Source organism: Aureliella helgolandensis (assembly GCF_007752135.1).
Lineage (GTDB): Bacteria > Planctomycetota > Planctomycetia > Pirellulales > Pirellulaceae > Aureliella > Aureliella helgolandensis.
Genome location: NZ_CP036298.1, coordinates 4,911,596 through 4,929,215, shown reverse-complemented (window position 1 = coordinate 4,929,215; position 17,620 = coordinate 4,911,596). Strand labels below are relative to the sequence as shown.

Annotated in this window: 15 protein-coding genes; 5 read left to right on the top strand and 10 right to left on the bottom strand. The window is 55.5% G+C overall.

The genetic code is table 11. The features are described 5' to 3' along the window. Window positions 1-20: 20 nt before the first annotated feature. From Q31a_RS17255 to Q31a_RS17230, 6 genes are all read right to left on the bottom strand, one after another. Window positions 21-1,154, bottom strand: coding sequence for an ABC transporter permease (locus tag Q31a_RS17255; RefSeq protein WP_145080510.1), 1,134 nt, complete (start codon window positions 1,152-1,154; stop codon window positions 21-23). Then, window positions 1,148-1,840, bottom strand: coding sequence for an ABC transporter ATP-binding protein (locus tag Q31a_RS17250; protein ID WP_145080506.1), 693 nt, complete (start codon window positions 1,838-1,840; stop codon window positions 1,148-1,150). Before Q31a_RS17250 ends, Q31a_RS17255 begins: the two co-directional genes overlap by 7 nt. 104 nt (window positions 1,841-1,944) lie before the next feature. Then, complete coding sequence (locus Q31a_RS17245; protein WP_145080503.1) at window positions 1,945-3,519, bottom strand: efflux RND transporter periplasmic adaptor subunit; 1,575 nt, start codon at window positions 3,517-3,519, stop codon at window positions 1,945-1,947. A gap of 257 nt (window positions 3,520-3,776) precedes the next feature. Next, on the bottom strand, window positions 3,777-4,298 hold the full coding sequence (locus Q31a_RS17240) for a hypothetical protein (protein WP_145080500.1): 522 nt from the start codon (window positions 4,296-4,298) through the stop codon (window positions 3,777-3,779). Between the two features lie 74 nt (window positions 4,299-4,372). Then, window positions 4,373-5,527 (bottom strand): ABC transporter permease, encoded by a 1,155-nt coding sequence (locus tag Q31a_RS17235; protein ID WP_145080495.1) that lies wholly within the window; start codon window positions 5,525-5,527, stop codon window positions 4,373-4,375. 561 nt (window positions 5,528-6,088) lie between these two features. After that, window positions 6,089-6,520, bottom strand: a complete 432-nt coding sequence (locus Q31a_RS17230) for a hypothetical protein (RefSeq protein ID WP_145080494.1) — start codon at window positions 6,518-6,520, stop codon at window positions 6,089-6,091. A gap of 486 nt (window positions 6,521-7,006) precedes the next feature. Here Q31a_RS17230 and Q31a_RS17225 point away from each other — a divergent pair, with 486 nt between their 5' ends. From Q31a_RS17225 to Q31a_RS17205, 5 genes are all read left to right on the top strand, one after another. Further along, window positions 7,007-8,032 carry a methionyl-tRNA formyltransferase gene (locus Q31a_RS17225; protein WP_145080492.1) on the top strand — a complete coding sequence of 342 codons (1,026 nt, stop codon included), beginning with the start codon at window positions 7,007-7,009 and terminating at the stop codon, window positions 8,030-8,032. Between the two features lie 391 nt (window positions 8,033-8,423). Further along, window positions 8,424-9,293 (top strand): succinate dehydrogenase cytochrome b558 subunit, encoded by an 870-nt coding sequence (locus Q31a_RS17220; protein WP_145080490.1) that lies wholly within the window; start codon window positions 8,424-8,426, stop codon window positions 9,291-9,293. A 169-nt stretch (window positions 9,294-9,462) separates the two neighbouring features. Beyond that, window positions 9,463-11,427: a succinate dehydrogenase flavoprotein subunit gene (gene sdhA, locus Q31a_RS17215; protein ID WP_145080488.1), complete on the top strand. Its 1,965-nt coding sequence runs from the start codon at window positions 9,463-9,465 to the stop codon at window positions 11,425-11,427. 21 nt (window positions 11,428-11,448) lie between these two features. Then, window positions 11,449-12,315, top strand: coding sequence for a succinate dehydrogenase iron-sulfur subunit (gene sdhB / locus Q31a_RS17210; protein WP_145080486.1), 867 nt, complete (start codon window positions 11,449-11,451; stop codon window positions 12,313-12,315). Between the two features lie 48 nt (window positions 12,316-12,363). Beyond that, on the top strand, window positions 12,364-13,359 hold the full coding sequence (locus Q31a_RS17205) for a lysylphosphatidylglycerol synthase transmembrane domain-containing protein (RefSeq protein ID WP_197355354.1): 996 nt from the start codon (window positions 12,364-12,366) through the stop codon (window positions 13,357-13,359). Between the two features lie 181 nt (window positions 13,360-13,540). Here the strand turns inward: Q31a_RS17205 and cdd are convergent, their stop codons facing one another. The 4 genes from cdd to Q31a_RS17185 form a co-directional block, all read right to left on the bottom strand. Further along, on the bottom strand, window positions 13,541-13,939 hold the full coding sequence (cdd, locus tag Q31a_RS17200) for a cytidine deaminase (protein ID WP_145080483.1): 399 nt from the start codon (window positions 13,937-13,939) through the stop codon (window positions 13,541-13,543). A gap of 95 nt (window positions 13,940-14,034) precedes the next feature. After that, on the bottom strand, window positions 14,035-15,267 hold the full coding sequence (locus Q31a_RS17195) for a hypothetical protein (protein ID WP_145080481.1): 1,233 nt from the start codon (window positions 15,265-15,267) through the stop codon (window positions 14,035-14,037). Next, a complete protein-coding gene (locus Q31a_RS17190; RefSeq protein ID WP_145080479.1) occupies window positions 15,264-15,467 on the bottom strand; it encodes an RNA polymerase sigma factor in 204 nt (67 codons plus the stop codon). The genes Q31a_RS17195 and Q31a_RS17190 overlap by 4 nt, the downstream gene beginning before the upstream one ends. Before the next feature lie 653 nt (window positions 15,468-16,120). Continuing rightward, window positions 16,121-17,512, bottom strand: coding sequence for an IS110 family RNA-guided transposase (locus tag Q31a_RS17185; RefSeq protein ID WP_231690810.1), 1,392 nt, complete (start codon window positions 17,510-17,512; stop codon window positions 16,121-16,123). Window positions 17,513-17,620: the final 108 nt, after the last annotated feature.

Genomic DNA, 17,620 nt, shown 5'->3' with positions numbered 1-17,620 from the left:
GCTGCTTTATGTCATCAAGTCTAGATTTGACGTAGGGCCGGTACGATAGGTGTCATGGCAACTTGGGTGGCTGGGGGCAGGCCTGCAAGGATGCCGACGAGCAGAGAGATGAGACCACCCTGAGAGGCGAGTGTTAGGGAGGGCCGAAACGCAATCGTAGCCCCTTCAGCGCCAATCGCGAAGCCCCCGAGGTGGAGGGCGACCAGCGCGAGAGCCGTACCCAATATTCCGCCGAGGGTGCACAGAAGCGTACTTTCCGCCAACACTAAACGCAGAGTTCGCAGTGGTCGCACACCGAGGGTTTGCAGGACCGCATATTCCTTGATGCGATCTTGAACAGACATCACAGTCGTGGTGGCTACCAACGCAAGCACCAATCCAACACAGGCATAACCCAGCCAGTGCGCAAAACCAATGAGATCGACCAAGTCCGACAGAGTGCTCGACTGAAACGCACCCTTGCGACGCGTTTTCGTAGCGACCGAGCCTGAGCGTAAGGCCGCATCGATGTTAGCGGCCACTTGGTCTGGATTTGCTCCCGAGTCCAGTCGGACCTCGTGTTGGGTAACGATTCCCGCCGAATCGATCCCTTGCGCATATTGCAAGTATTCAAGGCTGGTGTAGATCAGATTTTCTTCGGCGGGAACTCGTGAGCGAAATACACCGGCGACGCGTACCGACAATTCTCCAATGGTGAACTGGTCGCCGACCGACAATCCGCGTCGCTGAGCCACATTTCGCCCCACGATAGCAGCATCTCGAGTGTCCTGAAACTGCTGCCAAGACCCACTGACGAGTTCTACGGGACGAGTGGTTCGAATCTGTTGGGGATCGGCGCCATTAAAAACTACGATATCGAGACTCGCGCGACAGTTATTGGTCCAAACTTGAATGGGCATAACATCCTTCACGCCCTCTAACTTTTGGATTTTGCGAGCATAGTCTTGAGGCAGTCGGCTCGTCGTGGGGCAGAAACGGTTTTCCTGGAAGACGATGAGGCTGCGATCTGCGTCGGCGCCACTGGTTAGACGCTCCAGGCCTTCTTGCACCGAACCGACAAAACAGAAGACAAACATCGCCACTGCGGCGCCAGAAATCGTCAGAAAGCTTCGCGTTTGATGGCGAATCAAGGTTTTGAGAACGTAAGTTAGCATGGAGCCAGATCCTCCGCAGTCAGGAACTTTCCACGGTCGAGCGTTAGCTGACGCGAGGCAATCGCGGCGACTTCGCGATCGTGGGTCACCATCAGCATGGTAATGTTGAGCTCTCGGTTCAACCGTTGCAGTAGGTGTTGGATTTGTTCGCTCGTTTCTGAATCAAGGCTACCGGTCGGTTCATCGGCAACGACGACCTTGGGGTGTGCCACAATGGCTCTTGCAATTCCCACGCGTTGTTCCTGACCGCCAGATAGCTGACGAGGATAATGCCCTGCCCGCTCGCTGAGTCCAACTGCGGCAAGGGCCAGATTGACGCGTTCCCGGCGTTGCTTGGAGGTGAGTTTCAACAGCAGCGTCGGCAGCTCAACGTTCTCGTAGGCGGTTAGGACTGGGATCAAGTTGTGGGTCTGGAAGATATAGCCTAGGTTTGCCGCCCGCCAATCCGCTAAGCGGTTGCGATTCAGGTGAGTCAGATCGGTGCCAGCTACGATGACCTTGCCAGCATCTGGCCGATCGATGCCACTGACTAAATTGAGCAGAGTGCTCTTCCCGGTTCCACTTGGGCCCATCAGCGAAACAAATTCTCCGGCGTGGATTTCCAGATCGACTTCCCGCAGGGGGGTGATGACTTCCTCACCCTTGCTAAAGCTTTTGCTCACTTGTTGAAGATTGACGATGCTCATTCATTTTCCTGAGGTTGAGTGTTGATGGGCGGAAGCAGGCCGTCCGCGTTGAGTGGTGCGCCTGTTGCTTCCTGGTGAGCTAGCGATAGGCTGCCGTGCCGACGCTATCTCAGTCCTAGCTGGCTATCTTGGGCGGTAATGTGAACGCGCATGCCAGGATGTAGGCGATTCTGGTCCGATGCGATAATTTTGTCGGTAATGCTGAGCCCCTTTTGCACTTCGACCAGACCGTCTTCTCCCTGCTGCCCCAGTTGGAGAGGGACAAATTGAGCGCGATTGTCTGCATCGACGATCCACACTCCCTGCTCTTCTCCGGTGGCTGCCTGCTTTACCAATTGGCTCGGAACGAACAGGCGTTCTTCCTGGGAGTTTTGCGTTTCCTCGGAACTGATGGCAGCGGATAGGAACGTGGCGGTGACCAACATCTCGGGACTAACGTTGCGTGGCGGGTCGAGCAATTTTACTTTGACTTCTAAGGTGTTTTTTTGAATGCTTGCCGAACTGGTTGTCTGCAACACAATTCCCTGTAGCGGTGAGGGGTAAGAGGCCGTTTGAATGCGGACCTGTTGTCCCTCAATGACCAACGGGACCTCTTCGAGTCGGACGTCAACGCGAACCTGCAGCGACGCTGGGTCATACATCTCCGCCACTGTGCTGGAACTTTGCCCCGCAATGGAGTCGAGTCCCATGACGCGCGTGCCTGGCACTGCCAGAATCCTCAGGATGCGTCCTGAGATCGGTGCTCGAATCATATTCCGCTCGACAGCCAGTTCAGCCAGTCGCAAGCGAACCGCAGCCTGCTTCAACAACGCTGTTTGTGAACTGACATTTGCCTCTGCTTCCTCGAACTGGCGATGCTCCTCCACCAGTAGGTCGGCCTGGGTTTGCAAGGCGTCGACCTTGGCCTGCAGGGCGTCGGCCTCCTGCTGAAGATTGGGCCCCCGTTGCTTGAGTTCCCGGAGGACGGCATCCGCGGCTGCGTACTCGCGTTCGGAGTCTTTGACGACGATGGCTGCAATTGCGGAGCGAGCGGCGTTCTTGCCATCCAGACTCTCTTTCAAAAAACGCGCATCTGCCGTAGCTGCTTCAATCTGAAACGGGAGTTTGGCCAACTCGGTTTGAGTTTTGGCCAACATACTCTGAGCATCTGCCAACTGAACCTGGAGATGCACGGGTTGGGCAAGTCGGATCTGGGCAGCATTCCGCGCCGCCTCCGCCCGCTTGAGCTCTGCCTTTTGGATGGCCAGCCTCACCTGCGCTTGCTCGAGTTCTATCTCAGAGTCGATGGGAATCAGTCTAGCCACCGGATCTCCGGCAGTCATTGCTTGCCCTTCGACCACTAGCAATTCTTCGATCACCCCGGGTGCCAGGGCTGCAACGTTGATGGCGGTGGGGCACGGCTCTATCCAGCCAGGCGCCTGAAAGAGCGGTGTGCCTTGAGCGGGCGCACTATTGCGCTTTACGACGACCGGTGTTACTTCCACCGGTGTAATTGGTGTCAACTGAAATCCTAGGGCAGCCAGAAAGAGGGTGCTGAAACCCAACAAGATCGCTGCTGGCAATCCATAGCGTACCAACCATCTGCGAATTGCTTTTCCAGCTGCAGCACTCTCCGCAGCCGGCGTGACTTCTGGTCGCTCCAGTGCAAGCTGGCTGAGGTCGATGTTGGGTGTGGCCATTCGGATTGTGTTCCTCGATTCGTGAAAAACTGAACGTGAGCACCGGAGCCAAACGGCGGCTTGGCAACGGTGGTGCGGGAATTGATTGCCTGGAACGGGCGATTGTTGGCACGAAACCACTAGGACTTAACGGACCGATGCTGCGGCAGGAGTGCGCCGCAGGATGGCAGCCCTGGGGGACACCAGTGACTACCAGGCCTGCGAACGCTCTCTGCGGTCGAGCATCAGCGCGTGTCTGAGGCCTAGTTGGCTGAGACCTAGCTGGCGGGGCGGACAAAAACTTCTCTGGCCAGGACAGACAGGTTTCCTTGATCGTCGCGCTGGGCCGTTCCATGAACGACCACCGTGGATAGCTCTTTGACTTGGAGCAACTCTCGGGCATCCTGAGTTACCGGTGCACCGCTTTCGTCAACTACTTTGACGGTAGCAATGTTATCCTTCACTTGATTCATCGTGCAGCAATAATCCCACGGAGTGGGGCAGCCTTCTTCAGGAGCGCAATGGGGAACGCTTGAGTCCACAATGGTGAATGCGGCAATGCCATCGACAAACGGTTTGTAGGAGCCGCCGATGCGGCCGACCAGGGTGACCTCATTCGCATCTTCAACTTCTTTGCGAGCTTGCCCAACAGACATCGCATCCTTGGGTTCTTGTGAGACGAGGTAGGCACTTGCGGCGTCGTCGCCAGCATCGCTAGCAGTGAAGGCGACTTTGGATTCTGCACATCCGGTGCACAGGAGGAGGGATCCGAGCAGGGCCAAGGTAGGTAAGGTTTTCATAGGTACATTCCATTTAAATTTATGGGGCAGAAAATTAACGGTTCAGAGGCTAGATGCCTCTGAACTCAGCGGATCTAAACAGCTTTCAGACTAACGGCGACCTCCGATCTAAGTGCTTTGAGGGCGGGTGGGATCGCCCCCAGTATTCCGAGAGAAATTCCCACGCTACAGCCCAACAAAATTGCCGTGCTATCGATGTTGAGCCGAAAGGCTCCCATCGTGAAACGGACGGCAACACCATTGAGCAGTGTGAAGGCTAAGGTGCCCGAAACCAAAGAACCGGCTGCGGCCAGGAGGACACCCTCTTGAACAATACTGAGCAGAATGGCGCCCCTGCGAAAGCCAATCGCTTGTAGGGTAGCAATCTCGCGAATGCGGCCAGCGACCGCGCCATACATCATATTGAGTCCCGCAAAGACACCGGCAGCGGAAACGAGCACGACCACTAGCCAGGCGAGTAAACGCACGGGTTGGTAGTGTTGTTGCAGGGTTTGGTAGTAGTCGGTTTCGCGCAGACCGTGCAGCTCTAGGTCGGTTCGCTCTTTGCAGAAGAGCTCGATGATCGCAGCATTGCTTTGCGGGGATAGGAGCAGGGCGACCAAGGAGAGGTCTTGGCGTTTGGTGGCATTCTGGAATTCGGGCAGGTCGCACCAGATCTCGGATTCGAACGCACCGCCAGCGGCAGCAAAATGTCCTGCGATCGTCCAACTGGACCCTTCGAATTCAAGGGACTGCCCCACTGCCAGCGATTCTGCCTCGCAGCCAAGCTTGGCTGCGGCTAATCTTCCAACAATGACCTCACCAGCACGTGGCCAGTGCCCATCGAGGATGCGAACTCCGCGTCGCACCAGTGGGGCGGTGTGCGTAACTCCGCGTACCAGTCCTAGACCTTCGGTTGCCTCGGCGGTGAGAACTCGCGTGCCCAGGTAGAGTTCGGGGCTAGCGTAAGAAACTCCGTAGCGGTGTTCAATTCCTTCGAGGCTGGCCGTCAGGAGCGAAGCGGTTTGGGCCGGAATGGACGAGTTTTCAATGTTTTCGATTGAGTTGACCGAATAGACCAAAACGACATCGGGATCGCCGCTGGTTGCGAGTGAGCGTTCGAGCCCACGCAAAAATCCAACCACCACGAACACCAGCATTACCACCGTCGATAGGGCAATCAATGTCAAGGCGGTGCGCAGCGGGCGACGCAGTAGATTGCGCACACCATACTCCCAAGGAAGTAGCATTCATTCGCTCCGTTTGTCTCGAAATCTAAGGGAAGGAAAGGAGGGGCAGCGTCGACGTGGTGGAGTAAAACGCCTGCCTTGCTTTCGTGAGCTAATGGGTGAGCTAACTAGCGACAGCCACTGGATTGTCGAAATCCTAGGCGCCCGCAGGCTGGCTGACTTGAGAGTGATGGGAGTGCTGTCGTGAAGGTTGTGTTTGCCCTTCACCGTCTAGCAACCACTACTCTTCGTTTCTTCGTTGCGCGGGCGTCCGGCTTTTATTTCAACCCGCCGGTGGGCAACGCGCAGAAGGCTTGTGCGTTAGTGCGACGTGGGAGTCCAATGCGCGTTCGGACTGGAAACTCCATTCCGTGAACAAGCTGTCATGACATGAAGACCATCAAACTTGCTAGGCAAACACCGCAGATGAGGACTGCGATCTGCGAAGCAATTCCCTGTTCTAGGAGCAAACGCCAGAAATCTGTCGGTCAGCCCAAAACATTTCCGATCGACGCGCGGCATGGCACGGAAAATCGGAGCCATTTTAAGCTTGCTCTAGAAGAAGAGAGTGCCCGTAAGCACTCAGAGCAGCCAAGATTGGTGGGCGATGCGCGCACTGCGACCCGCCGAATTGACGCATCGTTCGTGGTGCATCCCAGCTAGACGCAGACGCCGAGCTACATTGCTTTCGGGAACCATGGCCAAGCAGCCAGGAAGCGAATCGACCTGCTCGAGAGAGAAGTCGGGTAGCACCGATAGCGTGTCAAGAATTGCTCCGTCGCACAGGCAACTCCCTGTCTCTCCAGGAGCGGAATCTCGATCGGTGGGGAGAGACTGGGATCCGGCTGCTGATTCCGCATCGGAACCGGCCGGGAGACTGCAGCATGCGCAGTGACGAACCGCCGTCGAGCTCGTGGGCTGTATGAGCAAGCTGTCGACGAGGCACCGCAGGGGACAAGCCCACAGGGTCACGATCAAAGCGTAGGTAATTGCTGTCCGTATCATGCGATTCATCGTACCATGCGTCGTTTTGGGAGGCAACACAAGTCCGTTGGTAATCCGGTGGACCGCGTCTCTACTCAATAATACGATACAAAACGGATTATTGCACTCTTTTTTGAAGGAACGCGAATTGTAGAATTTGACGCGGCCCGAGGCGTTGAGGGATCCGCAATTCACCATTACGGCCTGAGATGCTGATTATGAGTACGTGTTATGGACGAAGCTGTGTGCTGGACGAAGCCGTGTGCTGGACGAAGCCGTGTGCTGGACGAAGCCGTGTGCGTTGCTGAGCTTCGAGGGAGCCTGCTGCACTGTACGCCGGCGTTGCCGCTCCTGTTCAGAGCTTTATTCCTAGAATGAGTCGCCTGACGGGATTCAGAGTGGTATCCAGATTCAGAGTGGTATCCAGAAAAATCCAGTGTTGATATGACAGATGGTATTGGCGTGGACGTTAAGAGCTCCTGCACGAGAAATTGAATCATAAATAAAGAGGAATCGATGCGAATTGTTGTCATGGGGACAGGCCCCTTTGCCGTACCTACGTGTGTTCGCCTGCTCCAGGATGGGCATGATGTTCCTTTGGTGGTGACCCGGCCGGCGGCGGATGCTCGCGCTAAGAAGGCGCCCCCGCGGCCCGTTTATGAGTGGGCGAAAGCCGAGGGGATTGAAGTCTTTGAACCCGCAAGCATCAATTCGGTAGAAGCGATCGAGCGCGTGGCGGCGTACCAAGCCGACCTGTTCTTCGTGTGTGACTACGGGCAAATTCTATCGGACGCATGCTTGGGCGCGGCTCGGCTGGGCGGAATCAATCTGCACGGTTCGATTCTTCCCCGGCATCGTGGGGCTGCACCGGTGCAGTGGGCGCTCTTGCGAGGGGATCAAGAAGCGGGCATTACCGTCATTCACATGACTCCACGACTCGACGCGGGACCCGCCCTTGAGAGCCTGTCCACTTTGATTCGAGCCGATGAGACGGCCGGCCAACTCGAGCCGCGTCTGGCAGAGCTAGGGGTGGACGCAACCGTAGCTGCAGTCCGGACGCTGGAGGGCTGGGATGGAGAGCAAGCGATCGGCATGCGGCAAGATAAGACGCAAGTCACCAAGGCGCCGCGATTTTCTAAGGCGGATGGCCAACTCGACTTCCGACTTCCGGGAGAGTACTTGGTGCGGTTGGTCCGCGCCTGCCAGCCGTGGCCAGGGACCTTCGGAGTGTTGACTTGGGGCGCCGGGAAGTCTTTCAGGATCCAAATACGAGGAGCCAGGTGGAGCAATTCGGTTGCAGGGTGGAAGCAATTGGAACCTGGAGGTGTGGCCGTCGTTGAAGCGGAGCAAGTGGATCCAACTTGGGAGGCTCCGTGGGATCGCATGCTGGGCATTCAGTGCCAGGGAGGTGTGCTCCTGGTTGGGTTGCTGCAGCCAGCCGGCAAGCGGGAAATGTTTGCTAGTGAGTTTCTGAGAGGACATCCACTCGACGAATCCACGCGCATGACGCTGCCAGAGGTTCCCCTGTCGACACTCGACTAACAGGTGTCCGGCGGATTGGTGCCGGCGGCGTGCCGGTACTATTTGCCGCACCTCTGCTTCGTGCAAGGATTACCAATGGACAGCCGCTGTTTCGCCAGCCATTTCCCCAAAAATCCAGGGCACCCGCTCAACTTGGCCGAGTGCACTGCCCACTGATCTATAATTCCGATATATTAGCAGGCGAGTTCTGTCGCTAAAGTTCACTCACTTGTAGTGACAGCCCATTCCCCGTGTGCACGAAACAAGCGACTCCGGACATTCCTGCCCAGGTCCGCCACGTTTCGATCGAAGTGGACCCGTGAAGTGGGGAAAGGCACCTGTTGGTGATCAGCAAGTGCCGGTGGACTCAATCTTTTAGTCTGGAAACCTCCAACTCGACATCAGCATCCCGATGAGCGCAACAAGCCTGGATTTCTTTTCGAAAAACGAATTTTTAATTCGCCGTCTGCACTCGCTGAGCGGATTGATTCCGGTGGGGGCCTACATGACGGTCCACCTGCTGGTCAATGCCTCTCTGCTCAATGGAGCGGGAGCCTTCCAAAGCAATGTGAATCAGATTCACTCTTTGGGAAAGTTGCTGCCGATGGTGGAGTGGGCATTCATTTTCTTGCCCCTGATTTTCCATGCGGTGGTGGGGGTGTGGATTATTCGCTCCGGAAAATCAAATCATGACAACTATCGCTATGTAGCCAATTGGCGGTACACCCTGCAGCGCTGGTCCGGCGTGATTGCCATCCTGTTTATCTTTACGCACGTGTTTCATCTGCATGGTTGGTTTCACGGAGATTGGTGGTTGACGAATGTGGCCGAGCCCTTGGGCATGGCTAATTTTCGAGCTTACAACGCGGCCAGTACTCTAGCGGTAGCCATGGGAGGCATTGCGTGGCCCATCTTTTACTTCTTGGGTATCGTGGCCTGTGTCTTTCACTTGGCCAATGGCGTGTGGACTATGGGGATTACTTGGGGCGTATGGATCAGTCCCGCTGCCCAACGTCGCGCGACCTACCTTTGCTCGGCAGGTGGACTGCTGTTGTTGATCGTGGGCCTGAGTGCCCTGTTTGCTGTGAAGCAGATCGATATTGAGGAAGCCAAAATCACGGAAGATAAAATGTACCAGGCGGAGGTGGCTGCTGGGCGTATCGTTCCCAATCCTCATAAACGCTCTGAGGCGGTGGAGCTCGAGGAAGCCGATGCGGATGCTGCAAAAGCCAATTCTGATGCGGAGAGCGGCCCCGCTGACCAAGCGGTAGAAGGCGAGTGAGATGCTCCCGATGCGGGGCCGAAGATAGTGCGGCTGCCGTGTGTTGAGAATACCTTCCCACACGACAGTCTCCCAATGGTAGTTGAGTAATCAGACGCATAATCCAACATGCAGGCGGATTGCCCTAGCGGCAGTGCCGGTCCTGTAAAACGAGGGAATAAGTTTACCAATGTCGACACAGCGTGTAGTGGTAGTAGGTGGTGGATTAGCGGGTTTAGCGGCCACGATGAAGCTCTGTGAGCTTGGTATTCCGGTCGATCTCATTAGTTTGACCCCCGTTAAACGCTCGCACAGCGTGTGTGCGCAAGGCGGAATCAACAGCTGCAATGAGCAAACACGCCAGCTGGGCGATTCGGAGTGGCATCACCTGGACGATACCGTCTACGGTGGAGACTTTCTCCAGCACCAGCCGCCGGTCAAGGAAATGGCCTATTGGGCTCCCAAAGTCATCGAGTTGATGGATCGCTTGGGGGTCACTTTTAACCGAACTGAAGAGGGATTTCTTGATCGCCGTCGCTTCGGCGGAACTCTGTTCAAAAGAACCGCGTTTGCCGGCGCTACAACTGGCCAGCAACTGCTCTATGCGTTGGACGAGCAAGTTCGCCGTTGGGAATCTGAGGGCATGGTCCGCAAGTTTGAGTTCTGGGATTTCCTGGGGCCAATGCAGGATGAGTCGGGACGTTGTGTCGGTGTGGTTGCTCAAGACATGGTCTCGATGGAAATGCGGTCCTTCCCCGCTGATGCAACGATCGTTGCTACCGGTGGTAACGGATTGATCTACGGTCGCTCCACGATGTCGGTCTTTTGCAACGGTGGAGCCGCCAGTCGCTGTTTTCAGGCCGGAGCGAAACTCGGTAATCCCGAGTTTATCCAAGTTCACCCGACGGCGATTCCAGGGGCAGATAAGTTGCGGTTGATGAGTGAGTCGGCTCGTGGAGAAGGGGGACGTGTGTGGGTGCCTCGCACTCCTCAAGACCCTCGTCCGGTGAAGTCTATTCCGGAAGCCGATCGCTATTACTTCCTGGAAGAACGCTACCCGGAATATGGCAACCTAGTACCACGCGATATCGCTACTCGCGAGATTTTCAATATCTGTGTCAACGAGGGATTGAGTGTTGAGGCCGGACGGATGTGCGTCTACCTCGACCTGACGCACATTGAACGCAGCGAGTTGGACCGTAAATTGGGCGGAATTCTCGAGATCTATGAAAAGTTCCAAGGCGTTGATCCACGCGACGTCCCGATGAAGATCTTCCCGGCTGTTCACTATTCGATGGGAGGCCTGTGGGCCGGATATACCAAGAATAGCGACGGTGGGTTGCTGGCTGGAGATCCTGGCAATCAAATGACGAACATCCAGGGGTTGTATGCCTTAGGGGAATGCGACTACCAATATCATGGTGCCAACCGCTTGGGAGCGAACTCGTTGCTGAGCTGCATTTTCAGCGGGTTGTTTGTAGCACCTGGCATTCAGAACTACATCAAGAATCAATCGAAGGCTGCAGCAGAGCTCGCGCCAGCCGTATTCGAAGGGGCCTTGGCCAAGCAGCAAGAGCGACACGCTGCCCTGCTTAGCAATGCTGGCGGTGAAAACCCGTACTTGCTTCACCAAGAGTTGGGGGATGTGATGACGCGGGCTGCCACCGTCGTGCGGGTGAACTCCCAATTGGACGACGCCTACTCCCGCGTGTCCGACTTGCACGAGCGTGCGATGGCTTGCTCATTGACCGACTCCGGTAGCTGGACCAATCAGAATGTGATCTTCACCAAAGCACTGCAGGACATGTTCCCGATTGCTAAGTCGATTCTCAAGGGGGCTCGATTGCGGGACGAATGCCGCGGCGCTCACTTCAAACCCGAATTTTCAATGCCCAGCCTGACCGAGGAAGAACCACAAGCGCGTCGCCAAGAGGCCGAGCGCTGGTGCGATCGTTTCGAAGAAAATAATAAGAAGTTCTTGAAGTCGACGATTGCAACGTACGACGGTGCTGATCCAAAGATTACCTACGAAGACGTTGATACCGGATCCATTGCTCCGCGACCGCGACTCTACGGATTGGTTGGGGCAGAGACGATTGAACAGGTCTGGAAGGAACGAGCTTCCGCACCAAAAAATGTCGATAAGAACACATAGTATCCATCGGAATTTATAGATATGACAGCGACGAATACTCATCATCAGGCAAGCACTCCGCAGCATCCTGAAAAAGTAAATGTCAGGGTGTTGCGACAAGATGGACCAGGGCAGCCGACCTATTGGGAACGGCACCAGGTTGAGTACGAGGAGAACATGAACGTTATCAGCGTTCTACAACGGATTGCCGCACAAGCCGCTACGGTAGAGGGCAACAAGGTGACACCTGTTGCCTGGGATTGCGGTTGCCTGGAAGAGGTTTGCGGCTCGTGCACGATGGTCGTCAATGGCAAGGTCCGGCAAAGCTGCACGGCCCTGGTCGATCGGCTGTTGGAGGACAACAGTGCTGAGATTGAACTGCGCCCGATGACCAAGTTCCCGGTGATTCGAGATCTGATCGTAGATCGTACTCGTCTCTTCCAGGGGCTGGAACGGGTGAAGGCCTGGGTGCCGGTCGATGGATATTCCGATATGGGCCCAGGGCCCCGGCAATCCCGCAAGCAACAAGAGCAGAGTTATCCACTGAGCCAATGCATGAGCTGCGGATGCTGCTTGGATGCATGCCCTCAGTATCAGAAAATTGAGCTTCATCGCCGCCCTGGTGAAACGGAAGAGCAATTCGAGGATCGCAAACGCGAGGCGTACGGATCGCAGTTCATGGGGGCTGCTCCCATTAGCCAAGCGGTCTTGTTCAACTCCCATCCCACTGGCAATAGCCTAGCGGAGGAGCGCGTCGAAGCCTTGATCGCACCTGGTGGTGTTCAGGCCTGCGGTAACGCACAGAATTGTGTCGCCGTTTGTCCGAAAGAAATTCCGTTGACGACCTCCATCGGACGCGCGGGCCGGGCTGCTACAGTGCATTCTCTGAAGAAAATGTTCGATAGCTAGTCAGGCAAAGTATTCCAGCTCGAAATGGTTGCCAGTGGAGCAAGTCAATTGAAACGCACTTGCTTGCTCGTCGTCAAACTTGGTTTGCCACTGGCTCTGTTTGTCTATTTGTTGATGAGCGTTAGTCCCGAAGACTACCGCGTCTTTGCAGAGCAACCCAAGCAATGGGGCTTGTTGGTATTAGCCCAGTGCATCGCCCTGTTTGCAATTTGCTTGAGCTTTCTTCGATGGTACCTCTTGGTGCGGGCGTTTGATATACCGTTTACCATCAGCGAGGCACTGCGTCTGGGCTTTCTGGGCTATCTCCTGAACTTCGTCTCTTTTGGAAGCGTCGGAGGAGATCTTTTTAAGGCGATTTTGGTCGCCCGTGACAAGCCAGAGAAGCGTCCCGAAGCAGTGACTTCCGTCTTGCTGGACCGAGCCGTGGGGTTGCTCGGCTTGGTCATCCTTGCTTGGGCCAGCCTTTCCCTGGTGCCTGCAGAGCAATTGTCCGCAACCTTCTTGACGATTCGGCGCGGTGCGGGCATCACGGCACTGGGGTCGGTGGTCGCTCTGTTCCTGGCCCTGCTGGCCGGCAGTTGGTTTGACCGCTGGATTGTGGCGTTGCGGAAAATTCCGGTGCTGGGCGATACCGTATCTCGCATGGCGCTGGCAATTCGAAGATTGCGGCGGACCCCATGGACGCTGTGTTGGATCTTAGGGATGGCAATCACCGTGCATAGTTTGCTAGCCATTACCATGTATGTGATTTCACGGGGCGTCTATCAAGATTTCCCAACATTGGCCGAGCACTTTCAAGTGGTGCCCCCGGCCATGGCAGCCGGAGCATTGCCGTTGGCCCCGGGAGGCATCGGCCTGCAGGAAGGAGCTTTGCAAGCTCTTTTCTCGCGACTCCCAGATCTACCCGAACATTACTCGGGGATGTTGGTTGCCACAATCTACCGGCTCATGACGATCACGATTGCAGGCATCGGCTTGTTGTTCTACTGGTACAGTCATCATCGCGACGCAAAAATCATAGCGGCCGCGCAGACTCCACTGTAGGCACCTTGCCCACCCAGTAGCATCCATCCCCGACCCGTGACCTCCAAGTAGCATGGCCCCCCGGTCCGTGAGCCCAAAGTAGCATGGCCCCCCCGGTCCGTGACTCCACTCCCTCGCTCCGTAACTCGCTAGCTCCCACGCACCATTCCCGACCCCACCATTCCCGCAGACCGTGACTTGGCTATTCCGTACTGGACTTGGGAGGGAAATGGAATTGACCGGGCAGCAAGTCCGCCATTTTCCAACGCTGTTGAACAAGCTGTGAATCGGCATCCACCAACAGGACTTCGAAGGAATTTCCAAACTCGGCCATGACTTGGCGGCAGGCGCCGCAGGGAGGAGCAGCGCCCGGGCTGGCGATGCAGATCTTGGCTATGTTGGTCGAGCCAGAGGCGACCATCGCGCTGACTGCTGAACGCTCTGCGCAAATAGTCAATCCGAAGGAGCTGTTTTCGACATTGCAGCCCGTGAAAATTTCACCATGCTCAGTCAGAATCGCGGCGCCGACTTGAAAGTTGCTATATGGTGCATAAGCATTGTGTCGCGTCTGGAGTGCTGCTTGGATTAGCTCAGAGTGCATGGTAAATGGCATGTTGGGGGCAGCTCGAATTTGAAGAATTGAGGAGTTGCCGCCACTCGGGGAGTGACGACAACTTGTGGTGTCAGTGGTGTTGGCTATCTTTCCAAGGTCTCGGCATGCAGATCTCCGTAGATGACCTGCTCGTGGCCGTTATCCAGCCTCCATTGGAAGAGGGCTTGGTCGGAATCCTGCGGGGTGACTTCGAATCCATGGTAAGACGCGTATGCGTTGTCCCGCATAATGCCATTCATGATTGCCCATCCTCGGGTAGATTCCATAATCTCTTGATACTCTTTATCTCGTACTTGCTCGCGGTCCACAGGCATGCTGTACCCACCCAGCTTTAGCAATTGGGCTTGAATAACGTCGCCATAGACTACGCTGACTTGAGGGTACTTGCCGTCGTTCAACTCGGCAAAAATTCGCAGCGACTGGATGATTGCAGAGACTTGTTCTGCAACGCTCGGATTGCTGTGTTTAGCTGGCTGCGCCAACTCGTAGCCCACGGGGGGAGCAGTGGAGAACAAAGCGTCCTCTAAAGCGTTATTCCAAATGATATTCTCAAAAATCATGGTCGGCGAGGCTAGATCACTGAAGCTGATCGAGACCGTGTTAGGGAGTTGATTTACTGGGTTGACCCACACGGTGAGCGTTCCCGCACCAACGTTCGGATCAATTTTCGATACTTCAATTTCAAAACCCTCGCACTCAATTCCTTGGATTCGCTTTGTTCCCAGCCTTCGCTGCGCTTCTGCTTCGAAATTCGGGAGCTCCTGCAGCTGCATGATGGGGGAGCTAACGCCGCTGCGAGCGGCATGGATGCGATAGGTTCGAGTCTTGTTAGATATACCAATTCCAGGCTTGTTGCGGAAGAAAATGTCGATTTCGCGCGGCTCGCCGAGGCGGTTGTCAAACTCCATTCTCACATCCATCGGAGCCCTCCAGTAGATTCGGCCGGTAACATTTCGATCCGCTGCATCCATGCGAACATCAGCTTGGTAGCTGGTCGCCTTGCGAACATTTTCAACGACCTGTGCCAAGGAGGTGTGAGTGGCGGAGGTGGCAACCCAAGCGAGCAGCACCAGAGTCGCCGAAGCGGCTAGGCTGGTAATCGACAGTTTCTGTAGCATGGTTAGTTCTCCAAAGTGAGTGAATCGAGACCACCGAGTTGTGGGGGCCGGACGAACGATAGGCTGGGGGGCATCCTTGATTTCAAGTTGCTCGAGAACACGCTCTGAAAGTGAGATGTTCTCGCGCAGAGACTGTCCTGCTCGGTACAGTTGTTTTTCAATATCCGAATCAGATTCTGGGGATGGATTCATATTCATCGTTCAAGCTCCGCTACGATTTCTCGCATGCGATGGACTGCACGTGACAACTGCTTGGTGATCGTCCCAATGGGACGTTGAGTTTCTTCTGAGATTTGGCAAATACTGAAACCATTGAGATAGCGATAACTCACAACTTCGTATTCCTGTGACGGCAACTCGACTATGAAGTCCTGGGTTTGGCAAGTGACGGTCGCCACTTTTTTTGAATTCTTTTATTCAGTCATATCATGACGCGGTTTAGCCACTTGGAAGTTGCCTTCGCTAGAGAGCTTCGAGGGAGTATCGCTTCGGCCGGTGCACAATGTGCTTGTCAAGGATGTTTGATTAAACGACTATTCGAGGTGCGAACGCGTTTCACACTTCTGCTCCTGCTCACTTGGAGCAGGTCGCGTTCCCTCAGTTATCCATGCACGGTTCAAAGCATCGTTGTCGATGATGAGTCCGTGTTGGCTGCAGCTTGCCTGGAGGCTTCGGTGAGCAGCAAGCTACCTTCCGTTGGTGTGGCACATTCTTTAGGGCGACGTGTCTGACGTTCCGGCGATCCTGCGCGATCGGTCCATGGGAATCAGTCAGTGGTCAATTGGTGTCGGTGCTCAGCACATTTGGGTTGGTCTTGTCCTTGTCAAGTGTTCTCGTGTCTGGCGAAAGGGCTCCTGTGAACTCAGTTGGTATCGGTATTGAATGAGTCTGTTCAACTAGTGACGTGTCAAAAGGCTACGAGGTGCCGATTCGTTCTGCCGATGTCAATGCATCAGGCGGCGCGTACAGGTTGTCCCTCGTAGCGGTGGGGAAAAAGGGCGAGCAAGGCCGATTCGTTCTGTCGATGTTAGTGTGCTAAGGGGTACGCTCATCAGGCAGCGGATACTGGCTTTCTTGCTCGCCGTGGTTGGGCGGTTTTCGTGGTGGCTTGTTTCGACTTTGAGCCAATGGGACTTCTCGGCGTGGTGATTGATTTCGCCTGCAATTTCGCCTGCGACTTGGCAGACTGCTGTTTCGTCGACTTACCAACCTGCGTGGGCTTCGACTTGGATTTGCTGGCTGACTTTGTCGTGGGCGACGCCTTGGCGGCGCAACGCTGCGTGAGCTCTTCGGCTTCGCGGGCTTCCCTGCGAAGGCGGCTCTTACGTTGGTCCGAGTTCTCCTTAGGAGGCATCGTTCGAAAGGTCTCTTCATCCAAGGGAAGCGTTCCACCGAACGACTTGGTAGTACGAATCATGGTGACCGGATCCCAGTCCTTTTCATCGCGGAGCATGGCCCAAGCAATCACCGCGATTTTACGAGCCAACGCCACTCCCGCCTTCTTCTTGCGTGTCTTCTGCTTACCGCAGATGCGATCGTAGACTCCCTTGGACCACGGATTGTATCGCAGCGAGGCCCAAGCGCACTCGACAAGAATGGTCCGAGCCAGCGGGTTGCCCCGCTTGGTGATGCGGCCGTTGCGATCGGTTTCACCAGATTGAAATTGCCGAGGTACCAAGCCGAAGTAGGCCGACACTTGGCGTCCGTTCTCAAAGCGGTGCGAATCGTCGATGCAGGCCACCAGGATTTCAGCCGTGCGTGGTCCAACGCCGGGAATCGTGCGCAGTCGTACGATGCGAGGATCGGCCTTGCCGATCGCTTCGAGTTTCTTGACGACCCCGTCAAGTTGTGTGGACAGAGAATCGAGCTGCGTCAATTCAAGATCGAGCTCACCTTTCCACAACTCTTTCGCGGAGCACTCCGTAAGTGGTTTGCGATACGAGTTGATCAATGCGCGTCCGGTGTGCCAAGCTTTGTCCCCCCTGTCGATCGAGATGCCGTGGTTGACGAACCACGCGCGAATGGTGCACTTGATCTTGTTGATCCGCCAGTCGAGTGTTTTGCGGTACTTAACCAGAGAGCGAAACTCACGATGTGTTTCGGAGGGCATGTGAACCGGCTTGAGTTCACTCATGGTAGCCATACGCGCCAGCTTGAGCGCATCATCCTTGTCAGTTTTGCGTTTAACGTTGGACCACTTCCAAGCCTCTTCGTTGGTCGAGCAGACGAACGTTTGGAGGCCCAAAGACTCAGCTAGATCGTTGATCCAGCCTGACGGACCACACGCCTCCATAACCACCAAGTCGATCTTATGCTTTTTGAAGACAGTCGAGAGGTAGTTGCGGTCGGTAGTGGCATTGAGGAAGGAGTGTTTGCGAGTTTTTGTATCAAAGAAACAGCACATCGTATTGAATTTGCCGAGGTCAAGAGCGAGAATCTTCATAGTCCATGTGTCCTTTGGGTTTGGGGTTGGCACATTTGTGACAGTGGTTGCTTCCGGCAACCCGAGATCACGGGGCTGAGTCACCAGATTTTATTCGAACGGCTCCCG

Excerpts from the sequence above, each read along its gene's own strand:
- Q31a_RS17255 (WP_145080510.1), bottom strand. The coding sequence starts at position 1,154 with ATGCTAACTTACGTTCTCAAAACCTTGATTCGCCATCAAACGCGAAGC.
- Q31a_RS17250 (WP_145080506.1), bottom strand. The coding sequence starts at position 1,840 with ATGAGCATCGTCAATCTTCAACAAGTGAGCAAAAGCTTTAGCAAGGGT.
- Q31a_RS17245 (WP_145080503.1), bottom strand. The coding sequence starts at position 3,519 with ATGGCCACACCCAACATCGACCTCAGCCAGCTTGCACTGGAGCGACCA.
- Q31a_RS17240 (WP_145080500.1), bottom strand. The coding sequence starts at position 4,298 with ATGAAAACCTTACCTACCTTGGCCCTGCTCGGATCCCTCCTCCTGTGC.
- Q31a_RS17235 (WP_145080495.1), bottom strand. The coding sequence starts at position 5,527 with ATGCTACTTCCTTGGGAGTATGGTGTGCGCAATCTACTGCGTCGCCCG.
- Q31a_RS17230 (WP_145080494.1), bottom strand. The coding sequence starts at position 6,520 with ATGAATCGCATGATACGGACAGCAATTACCTACGCTTTGATCGTGACC.
- Q31a_RS17225 (WP_145080492.1), top strand. The coding sequence starts at position 7,007 with ATGCGAATTGTTGTCATGGGGACAGGCCCCTTTGCCGTACCTACGTGT.
- Q31a_RS17220 (WP_145080490.1), top strand. The coding sequence starts at position 8,424 with ATGAGCGCAACAAGCCTGGATTTCTTTTCGAAAAACGAATTTTTAATT.
- sdhA (WP_145080488.1), top strand. The coding sequence starts at position 9,463 with ATGTCGACACAGCGTGTAGTGGTAGTAGGTGGTGGATTAGCGGGTTTA.
- sdhB (WP_145080486.1), top strand. The coding sequence starts at position 11,449 with ATGACAGCGACGAATACTCATCATCAGGCAAGCACTCCGCAGCATCCT.
- cdd (WP_145080483.1), bottom strand. The coding sequence starts at position 13,939 with ATGCACTCTGAGCTAATCCAAGCAGCACTCCAGACGCGACACAATGCT.
- Q31a_RS17195 (WP_145080481.1), bottom strand. The coding sequence starts at position 15,267 with ATGAATATGAATCCATCCCCAGAATCTGATTCGGATATTGAAAAACAA.
- Q31a_RS17185 (WP_231690810.1), bottom strand. The coding sequence starts at position 17,512 with ATGAAGATTCTCGCTCTTGACCTCGGCAAATTCAATACGATGTGCTGT.